This window comes from Corynebacterium sp. HMSC034H07, from assembly GCF_001815175.1.
Lineage (GTDB): Bacteria > Actinomycetota > Actinomycetes > Mycobacteriales > Mycobacteriaceae > Corynebacterium > Corynebacterium hiratae.
The window spans coordinates 49646-64314 of record NZ_KV819515.1; the positions used below are offsets into that span (position 1 = coordinate 49646).

16 protein-coding genes are annotated in these 14669 nt (G+C 64.7%); 14 read left to right on the forward strand and 2 right to left on the reverse strand.

All coding sequences use genetic code 11. From position 1 onward, the window contains the following. Window positions 1-67: 67 nt before the first annotated feature. The 3 genes from HMPREF3009_RS03525 to HMPREF3009_RS03535 are packed head-to-tail and all read left to right on the forward strand — an operon-like array spanning window position 68 to window position 3080. On the forward strand, window positions 68-754 hold the full coding sequence (locus HMPREF3009_RS03525; RefSeq protein WP_070511131.1) for an ABC transporter ATP-binding protein: 687 nt from the start codon (window positions 68-70) through the stop codon (window positions 752-754). Beyond that, window positions 751-2151 (forward strand): FtsX-like permease family protein, encoded by a 1401-nt coding sequence (locus HMPREF3009_RS03530; protein WP_070680068.1) that lies wholly within the window; start codon window positions 751-753, stop codon window positions 2149-2151. Before HMPREF3009_RS03525 ends, HMPREF3009_RS03530 begins: the two co-directional genes overlap by 4 nt. Beyond that, complete coding sequence (locus HMPREF3009_RS03535) at window positions 2148-3080, forward strand: S41 family peptidase (protein ID WP_070511126.1); 933 nt, start codon at window positions 2148-2150, stop codon at window positions 3078-3080. Before HMPREF3009_RS03530 ends, HMPREF3009_RS03535 begins: the two co-directional genes overlap by 4 nt. A 15-nt stretch (window positions 3081-3095) precedes the next feature. Here HMPREF3009_RS03535 and HMPREF3009_RS03540 read toward each other — a convergent pair whose 3' ends face one another. Continuing rightward, a complete protein-coding gene (locus HMPREF3009_RS03540; RefSeq protein WP_232760907.1) occupies window positions 3096-3650 on the reverse strand; it encodes an endonuclease domain-containing protein in 555 nt (184 codons plus the stop codon). 405 nt (window positions 3651-4055) lie between these two features. After that, window positions 4056-4529, reverse strand: coding sequence for an inorganic diphosphatase (locus HMPREF3009_RS03545; RefSeq protein ID WP_010188812.1), 474 nt, complete (start codon window positions 4527-4529; stop codon window positions 4056-4058). 69 nt (window positions 4530-4598) lie between these two features. On the opposite strand from HMPREF3009_RS03545, the gene dacB reads away from it, so the two are divergent. The 11 genes from dacB to HMPREF3009_RS03600 are packed head-to-tail and all read left to right on the forward strand — an operon-like array spanning window position 4599 to window position 14647. Continuing rightward, window positions 4599-5885, forward strand: coding sequence for a D-alanyl-D-alanine carboxypeptidase/D-alanyl-D-alanine endopeptidase (gene dacB, locus HMPREF3009_RS03550; protein WP_070511124.1), 1287 nt, complete (start codon window positions 4599-4601; stop codon window positions 5883-5885). Beyond that, window positions 5875-6828, forward strand: coding sequence for a tRNA lysidine(34) synthetase TilS (gene tilS / locus HMPREF3009_RS03555; protein ID WP_083306495.1), 954 nt, complete (start codon window positions 5875-5877; stop codon window positions 6826-6828). The genes dacB and tilS overlap by 11 nt, the downstream gene beginning before the upstream one ends. After that, a complete protein-coding gene (hpt, locus tag HMPREF3009_RS03560) occupies window positions 6818-7405 on the forward strand; it encodes a hypoxanthine phosphoribosyltransferase (RefSeq protein WP_049154711.1) in 588 nt (195 codons plus the stop codon). The genes tilS and hpt overlap by 11 nt, the downstream gene beginning before the upstream one ends. Before the next feature lie 48 nt (window positions 7406-7453). Beyond that, entirely contained in the window at window positions 7454-9910 is a 2457-nt protein-coding gene (gene ftsH, locus HMPREF3009_RS03565) for an ATP-dependent zinc metalloprotease FtsH (RefSeq protein ID WP_070516212.1), read from the forward strand. Next, window positions 9900-10490 (forward strand): GTP cyclohydrolase I FolE, encoded by a 591-nt coding sequence (gene folE / locus HMPREF3009_RS03570; RefSeq protein WP_046647199.1) that lies wholly within the window; start codon window positions 9900-9902, stop codon window positions 10488-10490. Before ftsH ends, folE begins: the two co-directional genes overlap by 11 nt. Window positions 10491-10495: 5 nt before the next feature. Beyond that, window positions 10496-11425: a dihydropteroate synthase gene (gene folP / locus HMPREF3009_RS03575; RefSeq protein WP_070516214.1), complete on the forward strand. Its 930-nt coding sequence runs from the start codon at window positions 10496-10498 to the stop codon at window positions 11423-11425. A 3-nt stretch (window positions 11426-11428) separates the two neighbouring features. Further along, window positions 11429-11800, forward strand: a complete 372-nt coding sequence (gene folB / locus HMPREF3009_RS03580; RefSeq protein WP_070680071.1) for a dihydroneopterin aldolase — start codon at window positions 11429-11431, stop codon at window positions 11798-11800. Next, window positions 11800-12273 carry a 2-amino-4-hydroxy-6-hydroxymethyldihydropteridine diphosphokinase gene (gene folK, locus HMPREF3009_RS03585; protein WP_070680074.1) on the forward strand — a complete coding sequence of 158 codons (474 nt, stop codon included), beginning with the start codon at window positions 11800-11802 and terminating at the stop codon, window positions 12271-12273. The genes folB and folK overlap by 1 nt, the downstream gene beginning before the upstream one ends. Beyond that, a complete protein-coding gene (locus HMPREF3009_RS03590) occupies window positions 12273-12746 on the forward strand; it encodes a DUF3180 domain-containing protein (protein WP_046647203.1) in 474 nt (157 codons plus the stop codon). Before folK ends, HMPREF3009_RS03590 begins: the two co-directional genes overlap by 1 nt. 5 nt (window positions 12747-12751) lie before the next feature. Continuing rightward, window positions 12752-13969 carry a DUF6779 domain-containing protein gene (locus HMPREF3009_RS03595; RefSeq protein WP_070516217.1) on the forward strand — a complete coding sequence of 406 codons (1218 nt, stop codon included), beginning with the start codon at window positions 12752-12754 and terminating at the stop codon, window positions 13967-13969. Beyond that, the gene (locus HMPREF3009_RS03600; protein ID WP_083306496.1) at window positions 13970-14647 is read left to right on the forward strand and encodes a Rossmann-fold NAD(P)-binding domain-containing protein; all 678 of its coding nucleotides are present in this window, start codon (window positions 13970-13972) and stop codon (window positions 14645-14647) included. Window positions 14648-14669: the final 22 nt, after the last annotated feature.

A 14669-nucleotide genomic window follows, 5' to 3' on the forward strand; every position in this document is an offset into this window, starting at 1 on the left:
GGCACTACCTTAAAGAGCAACGCTAGGACTGTTCTTTATGAGGGCCCGAGACGGTGAAATGAGAGACATGGCACAGACACTTTCCCTGACAGACATCACCAAGGATTTCGGCGGCGGCCCGGTGCTCGCCGGAATCTCCCTCGACATTGAACCGGGTGAGCTCGTGGCGGTCATGGGGCCGTCTGGTTCCGGCAAGTCCACGCTGTTGCACTGCATGTCCGGCGTGCTGACCCCCACGCACGGCAGCGTGCGCTACGGGGATGACGAGCTCTCCGCGCTTGGCGACGGCCCCCGCTCCCGCCTCCGCCTGCGCAACTTCGGCTTCGTCTTCCAGGACGGCCAGTTGCTGCCGGAGCTGAGCAACGTGGACAACGTAGCGCTTCCCGCGATGCTCAACGGGGTCTCGCGCGGTGCTGCGCGCAAGCGCGCGATGCAGCTGCTGGACCAGCTGGGATTGGGCGGTTTGGCGGAGCGTCGCCCGGCGCAGGTCTCCGGCGGCCAGGCGCAGCGCGTGACCATTGCGCGTGCGCTGGTGGCGAACCCGGGTGTGGTCTTCGCCGACGAGCCCACCGGTGCGCTGGATCAGTCCACCGGTCACGAGGTCATGCAGATGCTGACTACCATCGTGCGCCAGTCCGGTGCCAGCCTGGTCATGGTCACGCACGACCCGAAGGTGGCCGACTGGATGCAGCGCCGCGTGGAGATTCGCGATGGCATCATCCACGACGACCGCCGCCTCGAGGTGATCCGATGAACACCGCGACTTTAGTCTTTGACCTGCAGCGCGAATCGATTCGCGCGCGCTCCGGAACGGGTATCGTTTCTTTGCTGGCGATTGTGAGCCTGACCATCGGTTCCGCCATCGCCTTCCTGGTTGCGGGCGGTACCTGGATGTTCTGGGAGCGCGCTCAGCACGTCGAGGAGGCCGCGCCCGCTCTGCAGGAGGCTTTCGGCGACGAGATGGAGGCCTTCCTCTACCCGTGGTTTGCCCTGGCCCTGCTGGCCTGCGCCTTCATTCTTCCGGCGCTGTTTAACCTCACTGCCCAAGCCGCCGTCCTCGGCGCCTCCGGCCGGGAGCAGCGCTTGGCCACCCTGCGCCTGTTGGGATTGAGCTCCCGCCAGGTGGAGCGCATGGCCATCGTGGAGACCGGCCTGCAAGCCATCCTCGGCATCGTGCTCGGCGGGCTTATCAGCCTGCTCGTCGCGCCGGTCTTTACGCAGGTGGATTTCCAGATGCGTTCTATTGCTGTATCCGAGATTCTCCTCCCGTGGTGGGGTTATCTGGCCGTGGCCGGTGTGCTCTTTGTGTTGGCCATCGGTGCGGCACTCGTCGGCATGCAGCGCGTGCGCGTGAGCCCCCTGGGTGTGGCCAAGCGCCAGATGCCCGCGGCCTATCGCTGGTGGCGCGTCATCGTCTTCCTCATCATCGCGGGTATCGGTGGTGTGTTGCTCTCCGGGAAGGCGGGACCGCCGACCGCCATGGTCATCGTGGTCATGTTTGGCATGGTGATGAGCATCAACCTCATTTCCCCTTTTATCTTGCAGCTCGGCGCACACATCATGTCTCTCTTTCCTGGCACCGCGCACTTCGTGGCCTGCCAGCGAGTGGCGAGCAATGCGCGCCCGGCGTGGAAGCGGAGTGCGGCCATCGCGTTCTTCGGCTACTTGGCGGGCTTCCTCGTTGCGGCGCCCCTAGGCTCTGATGCCTTGGCCATGGTTCTCAAAGAGGACCCGGGGATGAACGTGGTGTTTAAGGACATCTCCACCGGCGTCTTATTAACCCTCATCTTCGGCTTCACGCTGACCACCATGTCCATCATTCTGGGGCAGGTCTCCGGCATCTTCGAAGACAAGGAACTCATCCGCTCTCTGGATCTCATGGGTGTGCCGCGCGGTTTCCAGTTCCGCTCCGGTGCCCTGACCATCATGGGGCCTGTGGTGGGATTGAGCTTCTTCGGCTTCCTTTTCGGCGGTGGGATCGCCTCACTGATGTTCTTCTCCAGTGTCGAGCAAAGCGATGTCGACGTTCTTGGCCGTCTGCTCATGGCCTTCGGTTTCTTGGCCATAGGCTGGCTGGTCACGCTGCTTGCCATTGTCCTTGTTGAACCCCTGCGCGGCTACGTGCTGCGGACTGGAGGTCGAAAAGAATGAAAACGGTACTGAAAATCTTCGGCGGACTCTTTCTCGTTGCTCTTGTTGCTGTGGCCGCGGCCGTGTATTTCTTCGGCCCCTCCTATGGCGGGGCGCTGCTGGGCAAGCCCTACTTCCTCTTCAATGCCAGCGAGAAGCGCATCAACACTGCGATGGTGGATACTGCCGCGATCTCCGGAATCTATGGCGAGAGCGAAGAATTCCAGCGCGCCCGCGAGGCCTTCAAAGCGGACCCCACGAACGCTGAGCTCCTCGATGCCGCCATCAACGCTGCCGGTGGCAAGCACTCCAAAGTCTTTAGCACCGAAAAGGAAAAGGCCGCCGAAAGCGCTGAGCCTTCGGTTGACTTCAACGATGGCGTCTTGCGCGCTACCGTGCCCTCCATCGGCCGCCACGATGACGGCCAAGCCTACGCCGACACTTTGGCCCACGGTCTGACCTCTCACCCGGAGGCCTGTGCTGCCGTGGTGGATCTGCGCGGCAATGACGGCGGGGACATGGGCCCGATGTACGCGGGCTTAAGCCCCCTTCTGCCGGATGGCACCGCCCTCTCCTTCGTCAGCCGAATGACTACTTCTGACGTGGTCATCGACGGTAATTCCGTTACCGGCGGTGGCACGCCCACCACCACGTCGGGCGGCAAGCTGAACATTCCCGTCGCCGTGCTCACCGACGACGAGACCGCCTCCTCCGCCGAAGCCACCCTCCTGGCCTTCCGCGGGCTGGACAACACACGGACCTTTGGCAAGCCGACCGCCGGCTACGCCTCCGCCAACGTGGTCCTGGACTATCCGGACGGCCGCTCGCTCATGCTCACCACGGCCAAGGACAAGGCGCGCACGGGCGAGGAGTTCGCCGAGGATCCCATCGCTCCCGATGCACCCGAATCCGAGCTCGACGGCTGGCTCGCCTCCCACTGCGGCTCCTAAGTGTGGTGCGGCGATCTAGCCGCAACGCTCGCCTTCCCACCGCCAGTAGTGGTGCCATGTCCACGGCGGGGCCACGAAACTGCCCCGCCCTTGTATGACCGCGAGAACCTGCTGGACGGCGACGTCGAGGTGGTACTCAATCGTGGCGGCGGTGAAGTGGAGGGGCCGATAGCCGCGCTGGACGGCGTCGTTCAGCTTTTGGCGGTCGATTTCGAAACGCTGTCGGTTCTCGCCTTTGTGATAGGCGTAGCCGTCCACCTCGATGGCGACCTTGTGTTCCTCCAGCACCAAGTCCCAGCGGTAGGGCCCAATCCGCACGTTGTTGCGGACTTTGACGTGGGGCTCAAGGCCCCTGGTCAGGTCGCGCTCCGGCTTGCTATCCGCTCCGACGATGGCCTTTTCCAGAACTTCGCGCGTGTGCTTGGGCAGGCGGCGAAAGTCCAGCTGCTCGGTCTCGATGCGCGAACGCCCGTGCGGCCCGGCGAAGAAGGCCTCGATGAAGGCCACGGCATCCTCCTGCGCCATCGCCTCAACACACTGCAGTGGGCTGCAGACGTTCACCCGATTCATGCTGCCCAGCGCTTTAGGCCGTGCCCGCCTGCTGCGAAAATAAGTGCTCGATGGGAGAGTGGAGTCGCGGATAAACTCGAGCGGGAATTGAAGGGGCTGTTCTAGGTACCGGCGCGCGGCGGAATAGCCATCAAGCGCTAAATCGGGCCATTCACGTGACATGATTTGTGCTAGCTGAAGCGGTGTGGGCTCCTCTGAGAGGTAAAAGCCATTCGCAATCTTGATGGCCCCCTTGCGCCGAGCCCCGCGGGAGACATCGCGCCCCCGATAAATCTCAATCAATGTTCCCCCCGGAACGAAAAAGGTACGTTTTCGCAAATAGTGGCGAAAAACTGGTAGGTTTTCAGCCCCTATTTACCAAAACGTACCTGACAGTGCCGTCGCCGGCATGCGGAACGCGGCTGCTTACTTGAAGCGAGCCTTGGCTTCCTCGAGGATCTTCTCTGCTTCAGCCTTGTCTCCCCAGCCGGAGCCGGTAACTTCCTTGTTCGGCTCCAGGTCCTTGTAGCGGGTGAAGAAGTGCTCGATCTCGTCCTTGATGTGCTGCTCTACATCGTTGATGTCCTGGTAGCGCTCCCAGCGCGGGTCATCGACGACGGCGAGCAGCTTGTCGTCGCCACCGGCCTCGTCGGTCATCTTGAACACGCCGAGGACACGAGCCTCAACGACAACGCCGGGGAAGACCGGTTCCGGGAGGATGACCAGCGCGTCCAACGGGTCACCGTCCTCACCCAGGGTGTGGTCGATGAAGCCGTAGTCAGCCGGGTAGGCCATCGGGGTGAACAGGTAGCGGTCGAGGTGGACCTTGCCGGTCTCGTGATCGATCTCGTACTTGTTGCGGGAGCCCTTTGGGATCTCGATGGTTACTTCAACGCTCACGGCTGAATCCTCCATAACTAATAGGTTGGCATGTGCTCCGCTTAGTCTACCGCGCTAGTCTAAAGGGCGATGAAAGCTAAGCATGTCTGGTGGAGTACTGCGGCCCTCGTCACGGCGGGAGCCGTGGCGGCGACGGCCGCCTTGGGCGTAGAAATCCAGCGCACCTACGATCACCTGGACCACGGCCAGCCCTATAAACAGGAAGAACCCACAACACTGGTCCAGCCCGTCGAGCCCGGTGATATCGACGCCGCCGCGCTCAAAGCCAGGTTGGATGAGCTAGGCAAGGACAAGGCTCTAGCCACTTTCGGCGGGCAGATCATCGACACCACCACCCAGGACGTGCTGTGGGAGCGCGAGCCCGCAAAGCCGCTGACCCCGGCCTCCGCCACCAAGGTCCTCACCCTCGCCGCGGCTACGCTCAAGCTCGACGAAGAAGAGCGCCTGACCACCGAAGTGGTCGCAGGTGAGCACGAGGGCGAGATCGTTATCAAGGCCGCCGGCGATGTCTGGCTGACGGACGAGCGCCTCGATGAGCTGGCGGAACAGATTCAGCAGAAGATGGATACCGTCACGCGGGTCTCCATCGACACGTCCATCTGGGCCGGGCCCGACCAGGCACCGGGCTGGGATGATGACAATATTGACGGCGGTTTCGTCGCCCCCATCCAGCCGGCCATGCTCTACGGTGGGCGCATTGGGGAGAAGACCGGCGACGTTCCGCGCTCCCACGAGCCGGCCCTCGACGTCGCCCGCGCGTTGGCCTCCCGCCTGGGAACCGACAAGGCGGACACGAGCTCAGCGCCCGAGAACACCGAGGTCATCGCAGCTACAGAATCTGAGCCGTTGGCTTTGCGCGCCCAGGAAGCGGTGAAGGATTCCGATAACGTCATGGCGGAGGCCATCGCCCGCGAGCTGGCCGTCAGCCAGGGCGCGGAAGCAAGTTTCGAGGGCGCCACGAAAACCATGCTCGACGTGCTTAAAGGCCACGGCATCGACATCAGCGACATCACCCTCAAAGACGGTTCCGGCCTGTCCCGCGATAACCGCATCCCCGCCGACGTACTCGCCCACATCATGGACCAGGCCGTAGCCACCGAGGAGCTGCGCCCGCTGTTGGGCTACCTGCCCCTCGCCGGCGGTGAGGGCACGCTCTACCAGCGCTACCCCGATTCGCCGGCCCGCGGGTACGTTCGCGCCAAAACCGGCACCCTCACGGGAACCTCCGCGCTGACCGGCACCGCCCAGGGCCAGTCGGGTCGCGTGTACGCCTTCGCCTTCTTAGTCAACGACGGCGAAGTCACCTCCGCCCGCCAAGCCCAAGATGCTCTCGCCGCTGCCCTCCATGACTTCTAAGAAACCTTTTTGGCCGCGCAGAAGCCCCAACTTTTTGGCGTGCCGCGTCGCCGCCCGCGCCGTGGTCGGTGAGCAGCCACGCGCCATCGCCGTGGGCTTGTCCGGCGGGGCCGATTCCTTGGCGCTGACCGCCGCTCTCGTGGCCGAAGGACACGAGGTGACAGCGCTCTGCGTCGACCACGGCTTACAGGAAGGCTCGGCCGCGCAGGCGCGCCGGGCTGCCGAGCAGGCCCGCGCCTTGGGGGCGGGGGCGGAGGTGTTGCGGGTGGACGTCGGCAAGCAAGGCTCCGTGGAGGCCGAAGCCCGCGCCGCCCGGTACCGTGCCTTCGCGCCCTGGGGTGAGGTGGCGGTGGCGCATACCGCTGATGACCAGGCCGAAACCCTGCTGCTGGGTGCCCTGCGGGGGAAGGTCGCGGGCATGCGCGAGCGCTCCGAGGTGGAGGGCGTGCGCGTTGTGCGCCCCCTGCTGAGCGTGCGCCGCGCCCAGACCGAGGCCGCCTGCGCGGAGCTGGGGCTGGAGGTCTGGCAGGACCCCCAGAACCAGGACCGAGCCTTCCGCCGCGTGGCCCTGCGCCGCGAGCTCCTCCCGCGGCTGCAGGAGATCGTGGGCGGTGACCCCGTCCCGGCCTTAGCCCAGGCAGCCCACGACGCCGCGCTTGACGACGTCCTCCTCAGCACCCACCCCACCACCGACTGCGCCGAGCTGGCCGTTCTCCCAGAACCGAAGCGCCGCCGGGCGATCGCTGCGTGGCTGCGCGAGGAGGGAATAGAGGTTACGCGCGAGGCGGTGCGCGGCATCGATGCCCTGTGCACGCAGTGGCATGGCCAAGGCCCCGTCGCCGTCCGTGGGGAAAAGAAAGGTACAAGGTTGGAAGTCGCACGCGTTGGTGGCAAACTGTCACTATTGCCTCGGTCAGCAAAGGAGCGCTCACGTGCACGATAACCATGATTTAGCCGTCCCCGCCCATCCTTATGGAGAGGACATCAAAAACGTTCTCATCACCGAAGACGATCTTCAGGCGCGCATCCAAGAGATGGCGGATCGCGTGTCCAAGAAATACAGCAATGCCGACGATGACCTCATCTTGGTCTGCGTGCTCAAGGGCGCGGTCTTCTTCCTGACGGATTTCGCCCGCAAGCTGGCTATCCCGTCCCAGCTGGAGTTCATGGCGGTCTCCTCTTACGGCAACTCGGCCTCCTCCTCGGGGGTTGTGCGCATTCTGAAGGACTTGGACCGCGATATCGAGGGCCGCGATGTGGTCATCGTGGAGGACATCATTGATTCCGGCCTGACTTTGTCGTGGCTTATCCGTAACCTGCAGGGCCGCCAGCCACGATCCCTTGAGGTGGTCACCCTGTTGCGCAAGCCAGAGGTGGTTAAGGCAGAGCTTGACCTGTTCGATGTAGGCTTCGATATCCCCAACGAGTTTGTCGTGGGGTATGGCCTGGATTTTGCCGAGCGCTACCGTGACCTGCCCTATGTAGGTACGCTGCATCCGGCGGTCTACAGCAACGATTAATCTTTATTCTTGTCCGGCGCTTTAAGCCGCAATTGTGCAAGGTAGTTAATGAAAAACAAGAACATCATCCGCTACGGCTCCATCGCGGGCCTGGTTCTCATCCTGCTGTACGCATTCACGTTCTTTACCAACGATGCCCGCAGCTTCAAGCAGGTGGACACTTCGGTGGCCATGGAGCAGCTGACCTCCAAGAACGTCGAGGAAGCGCAGATCGACGACCGCGAGCAGCAACTGCGCCTCAAGCTCAAGAAGCCGGTGACGGTGGAAGAGCAGGAGGGCATCGAGGAGGTCATTGCCAAGTACCCGGCACGCGCCTCCGAGCAGGTCTTTAACGCGGTCAAGGACTCCGGTGCTGAGAAGTACCAAACGAAGGTCACGCAGGATTCCTTCATCGGCTCGATGATTAGCTTCCTGTTGCCGATGCTGCTGCTCTTCGCGCTGTTGTTCTGGATGATGTCGCGCATGCAGCAGGGCGCTGGCGGCATGTTTGGCATTGGCGGCTCCAAGGCCAAGGAGCTGACCAAGGATATGCCGACCAACACCTTCGCGGATGTGGCCGGTGCGGACGAGGCCGTGGATGAGCTGCAGGAAATCAAGGACTTCCTCGATGATCCGGAGCGCTACCACGCCCTCGGCGCGAAGATCCCGCGCGGCGTACTTCTCTACGGCCCGCCGGGCACCGGTAAGACCTTGCTGGCCCGTGCCGTGGCGGGCGAGGCCGGTGTGCCCTTCTACTCCATTTCTGGCTCCGACTTCGTGGAGATGTTCGTCGGCGTCGGTGCCTCCCGCGTGCGCGACCTGTTCAAGCAGGCGAAGGAAAATAGCCCGTGCATCATCTTCGTTGATGAGATTGATGCCGTGGGCCGCCAGCGCGGCTCCGGTACCGGCGGTGGACACGATGAGCGCGAGCAGACCCTCAACCAGCTGCTCGTGGAGATGGACGGCTTCGGTGACCGTGAGGGAGTCATCCTCATCGCCGCTACCAACCGCCCGGACATCCTGGACCCGGCGCTGCTGCGCCCGGGCCGCTTCGACCGCCAGATCCCGGTGACCAACCCGGACCTGGCCGGCCGCGAGCAGATCCTGCGCGTGCACGCCAAGGACAAGCCGTTGGCCAAGGAGGTCGACGTGGCGCAGCTGGCCAAGCGCACCGCCGGCATGTCCGGCGCGGACCTGGCCAACGTGCTCAACGAGGCTGCCCTGCTCACCGCCCGTATCGGCGGCAACGTCATTACCTATGACGCGCTGGAGGAGGCCACCGACCGCGTCGTCGGCGGCCCGCGCCGCCAGGGCAAGATCATTTCCGAGCATGAAAAGAAGGTCACCGCCTACCACGAGGGCGGTCATACCTTGGCCGCCTGGGCGCTCAAGGACATTGAGCGCGTCTACAAGGTCACCATCCTGGCCCGCGGCCGCACCGGCGGCCACGCCATGACCGCGCAGGAAGATGACAAGGGCATGTATACCCGCGATGAGCTCTTCGCGCGCCTCGTCTTCGCCATGGGTGGCCGTGCCGCTGAGGAGCTGGTCTTCGGCGCACCGACCACCGGTGCTTCCTCCGATATCGAGCACGCCACCAAGATTGCGCGGTCCATGCTTACTGAGTACGGCTTCTCGCCGGATCTAGGCACCGTCAAGTACGGCAAGGAGCAGGGCGATCCCTTCAGCCAGATGGGTGGCGGCGGGACCATCGACTACTCCGATGCCATTGCCGCCAAGATTGATGAGCAGATGGCTTACCTCTTGGACCGCGCGCACCAGCAGGCCTATGACATCCTGTCCGAGCACCGCGACTACCTGGATAAGCTCGCCGAGATGCTCCTGGAGAAGGAAACCCTGCGCCGCCCGGACCTCGAGGGCATCTTCGAGGGCATCGAGCCGCGCGAGGCTTTCGACGTTTTCCCGAACGAGGACGCTCGCTTCCCGCGCCAGGCCGGCCGCGAGCCGGTAAAGACCCCGGTCGAGCTTGCCCAGGAGCGCGGCGAGGAGCTGCCGAAGCGCATGACGCTTCTCGACGCCTCCCGTGCCGCCCGCGAGCGCCGCCACGCGGAGCTCGAACGCGCGAAGGAAAACGGTGACGAGGCCGCCGCCGCGACATCGGAGGCATCGGTCGAGGAGATTGGCTTCAGCTTCGGCCAGCACGCGGGTGACTACGTGGATCCGGAGAAGGGCAATACCTTCTTCGGCGAGTCCGATATCACCGAGCCCACCGGTCGCGAGCTCAGCGCAGACGAAGCGGTCAGCGATGGGGCGCAGGAAGAAACTGTTGCCCCAGAACAGGCTGACCCCAGCCACGAGGACACCCAAGAGATTCCGCGTGTGCCGGATGCCGCCGCATCGCAGCCAGAATCCCAGCCCCAACCAGAACACCAGCCGCAGCCACGCGAACCGGAACGCCGCGGCCGCCACGCCAAGCCGGAGGAGCACGCCTGGGGCGCTCCCGGCTGGGGAGAACATGAACACCGCAACAACCCGTACAAGGATGGCGACACCAATGAGCGATAACATCCCGGCGCAGCGCGACTTCGACCACGAGCGCGCCGAAGCAGCCATCCGCGAGCTGCTCATCGCAGTGGGCGAGGACCCCGACCGCGAGGGCCTGCGCGAGACCCCGGCCCGCGTGGCCCGCGCCTATGCCGAGGTCTTCGCAGGTCTCCACCAGGACCCGACTGAGGTCCTGCACAAGACCTTTGCCGAGGAGCACCAAGAGCTCGTCCTCGTGCGCGATATCCCCATCTATTCCACCTGCGAGCACCACCTCGTGCCCTTCTACGGCACGGCGCACATCGGCTATATCCCTGGCTCCGACGGCCACGTCACCGGCCTGTCCAAGCTGGCTCGCCTGGCGGACATGTACGCAAAGCGCCCGCAGGTCCAGGAGCGCCTCACCAGCCAGATCGCCGATGCGCTGGTGGAGGTCCTCCACGCGCAGTCCGTCATCGTCGTCATCGAGTGCGAGCACCTGTGCATGGCCATGCGCGGTATCCGCAAGCCGGGGGCGACCACGACGACATCCGCGGTGCGCGGCGGATTCAAGAAGAATGCGGCCTCCCGCGCGGAGGTCATGAGCCTGATTAGGAGCTAGCAGCAATGGCAGTCAGTGATCTCACCGTTCCCGGCCGCACGCTGGTCATGGGCATCGTCAACGTCACGGAGGATTCCTTCTCCGACGGCGGGCGCTGGATTAATGTCGACGACGCCATCGCGCACGCCCGGCACTTGGTGGCCTCTGGAGCGGACATGATTGATGTGGGCGGCGAGTCCACCCGCCCGGGTGCGGTGCGTGTCGCGGCCGAAGAGGAAGAGCGCCGCGTCGTGCCCGTCATCAAGGCGCTGCGCGAGGAGGGGATTAAGACCTCCGTGGACACGATGAGGGCCTCGGTTGCTCAAGCCGCTGCGGAGGCCGGCGTGGACATGATCAATGACGTCTCCGGAGGTGCGGCCGACCCGCACATGTACCGCACCATGGCCGAAACCGGCCTGCCGGTCTGCCTCATGCACTGGCGCACCGTCCAGTTCGGCTCGGCCGCCGGTGTGGCCGACCACGGCGGGGATGTGGTGCGCGATGTCCACGAGTCCCTGGCGAAGCTCGCCGATAACGCGCTGCAGGCCGGTGTTAGCCACGACAACATCGTTGTTGACCCGGGCCTGGGTTTTGCCAAGTCCCCGCAGGATAACTGGGCTTTACTCAAGGCTCTGCCGGAGTTCCTCCAGGGCGAATTCCCGCTGTTGGTGGGTGCGTCCCGCAAGCGTTTCCTCGCCGCCATCCGGGAGGATCGCGGTGCCGAGTCCAGCCCGCTGCTCGCGGATCCGGCCACCGCCGCCGTGACTGCCATCTCCGCGCAGATGGGTGCGTGGGGCGTGCGCGTGCACGAGGTGGAAGTCTCGCGCGATGCCGTGGATGTCGCCGCGGCCTGGAACGCGGGCGCGGCCTACACCGGCGGCGCGCATGCCTCCGGCAGCTACGCCAACGGCGCGGACGGCGGAACAGTGGTGTCCACTTCTTTGGGAAAGGCATAAAACATGGCGGATCGCATCGAACTCACCGGCCTGGAGTGCTTTGGCTACCACGGAGTCTTCGAGGAAGAGAAAAAGACGGGGCAGCCCTTCATCGTGGACGTCACCTGTTGGTTGGACACCGCGGGAATCGGGGATGACCTGTCCCGCACGGTGAACTACGCCGAGCTTGCCGACGTCGCCGCAGACATCGTCGAGGGCCCCTCCCGGGACCTTATCGAGACGGTGGCTGAAGAAGTTGCTGAGACCGCGATGCAGCGCTTTGAGATTCTCCACGCCATCGAGGTGACCATTCATAAGCCAAAGGCGCCCATCCCGCGCCCCTTCGCGGACGTGGCAGTGGTGGCCCGCCGCTCCCGGAAGAGGATGGCAGGCTAATGCGCGCCGTGCTGTCCATCGGCTCCAACATGGAGGATCGCCGCGCGCTGCTGCAGACCGTCTTTGACGAGTTTGCTGAGGAGACCGTCGCTGCCTCTCCAGTCTTTGCCCCCCCGCCGTGGGGCGTGACCGACCAAGATGAATTCCTCAACGCGGTGCTCATCGTGGACGTGGACTGCACCCCGCTGGAGCTGCTGCGCCGCGGCCAGAAGCTGGAGGAGGCCGCTGAGCGTGTGCGGGTGCGGCACTGGGGTCCTCGCACCCTGGACGTGGACATCGTACAGATAGACGGCGTGACCTCCGAAGATCCGGAACTTACTCTGCCGCACCCTTATGCTCACGAGCGGGCCTTCGTGCTCGTGCCGTGGTTGGCCGCGGATGAGCACGCGGAGCTCAACGGCACCCCGGTGCGCGAGCTCATCGCCGACCTCGATGAGGACGAGGTCGCTGCGGTGAAGGAACTGGGGGAGTAATGACGAGGACGTCGATCGGCGCGCTTGTCGGCACCGCCCTCTTCGTGGCTGCGGCGGCTGCCATCCTCACCACCCGCTTTTATGGCTCCATGCTGGCCATTCCGGCAACCGTATCGATTTCTCTGTGGGCTATGGCGCTGGTGTGCGTGCTGTTGACGCTCAAGGTGCGCGGTGCCAAGGAGGACGAGCACGGTATCGGCCTGGATAACTCGCAGCTCAATCCCATGACCATCGCGCAATTCCTGCTTGTCGGCAAAGCCTCGGCGTGGACCGGGGCCATCGTGGGCGGGGCCTATGCTGGCATGGCGGTCTACGTGGTGCCGCGCGCCGGTGAGCTCGTCGCTGCGGCTGGTGACCTGGCCGGGGTGGTGTCTTCGGCGCTGGGCGGTGCCGCGATGTGTGTTGCCGGAGTGGTGTTGGAGCGACACTGCGAGGTGCCACCTCCAACTGATGGGGCACAAGCGGTAAGTTAGTGGGCATGACGAGCCCGCACCACGCCCCTGATCCCCAGTACGAGTCGGCCCCGGATGATCGCCCGACCACCCAGTTTTCTGCGCAGCCGGACTCTCAGCCACCGACAACGGCGGAGTCTTCCCAGGACGGTTCGAAGACGGATGCTGGTTCTATTGGGCTTATCATCCTCGTCATCCTCGCGGTCATCGCCAGCCTGGTCATGTTGATTTCGGGTTCGGCGAACGCACTGAAGATTGCCCTGCTGGCTGCCCTGTGGGCCGCGGTGTTGGGCTTCTTCTTGGTGGTGCGCTATCGCCGTCAGGCCCATGAGGCCAAGGAGCTTCTGGCGGTGGAGCGCGCCCATGCCGCATCCACCTTGACCGCTTCCGGTGCTTCGAGCGCGGATAACAGCAAGGTCCTGGCGGAGATCCGATCGGAGCTGGAAGCCATCCGCACCCAGATCGAGGAGATCTCCGGGCGCGAGTGGGTCTACGAGCCGGCCGCCCTGTATGCGGAGGCTCGCCGCATCCAGGAGCTGGAGCGCAAGGCTGGCGGCGCTGGCGTGGATGAGCGCGGCGATGCCCCCAACGTGAACTTCACCCAGAAGTCCGGCGGCGCGCCGTCTGCCGACGCCGTCGCAGGCCGCCTCGGCTCGCAGCCGACCCACCCGGTGAGCAACCCGCTGGACAATCTGCTGGCGGATAACGCCCGTGCCAACGCCCAGCAGCCGGCGGCGAAGCCAGCCGCGAAGCCTGCTCAGCAACCCACGCAGAAGCCAGCCGAGCAGCCCGCCGGGAAACCCGCAGATCAGCAGGGCACCCGCCCAGCACCATCGGCCTTCGGCGCGCCGCAGCCTTCTCAGAACCGTCCCTCGGCGTTTCGCCCAGTGACCGAAACACAGCCTCAGCCGCAGGCGGCACAGCAGAAGCCGCAGCCGAAGCCTCAACCCCAGCCGAAGACTGAGAAGCCACAGCCCCAGCCAAAGGCACCGGAGTTCAAGACCGATAGCTTCCAGGCCGTGCAGTGGAACCAGGGTGCCGCGGGCGGGCAGCACGTCAAGGAGAACTCTGCCCCGGCCCAGCCGCACCACCGCCACCGCAAGCCGGAGGCAGACACCGCACAGACCAGCACCCGTGGCCGCCGCCGCAGCGATGAGCACCGCGAGGGCGCGGTCTCCGTGGCGGAGCTCATGGCACGCCGCAAGCGTCAGCAGGAACAGCAGAACAAGGGCGACAAGAAGTAGATGAAGGCACCACGCATGCGGGTGGCGGTCTGGGGTAGCTCCCGGGCCGGCCTTAACTTCGCGCGACGCCTCGAGTGGGCGGGCCATACCATCGAGAGCCTTGAGGACCCCGCCCAGCTGGACCGCTTCGATGCGCTGATTCTCGCCGCGACGGCGAGGGAGCTGGAGGGGGCAGTGGGGGACGTCGAAAAGCACGTGCGCCCCAAGCAAATCGTCATCCACACCTCATTGCTGGCTGGGGTGGAAGCCCTTGATGAGCTGGAAACGCGCGGGTGCCTGACGATTGCCGCAGCTCCCCTGGGCGACTCCTACGCGGTGGGCACCCTCGATGAGGTGGCGGAGACCGTCATTGGGTTGCTGCTCTCGGAGATTCACCAAACTGCAGAAACGGTGCCGGCGGCACAACGTGCCGAGCGAGCCGCGCGGTTGTACTACGCGGAGATGCTCGGTGAACTCAGCGCGTGGGCGGCGCTTAAGGCGGGGATTATCGAAGATTTTATGGGCAGTTCCTTCGACCTTGACGCTGGCGACATCATCGATGCTTACCCCGCCGCCGTGGAGCTGGGCATGGCGCGCAACTACCGCGACGTCGCCCGCATGGTGGGTGAGAAGAAGAACATGGAAGAACTGGAACTGTGGGCAGTAAGAAAGGAAGCGCCGTGGCAGAGCAACTCCTAGTGGAGGACAACGAGCGCATCCG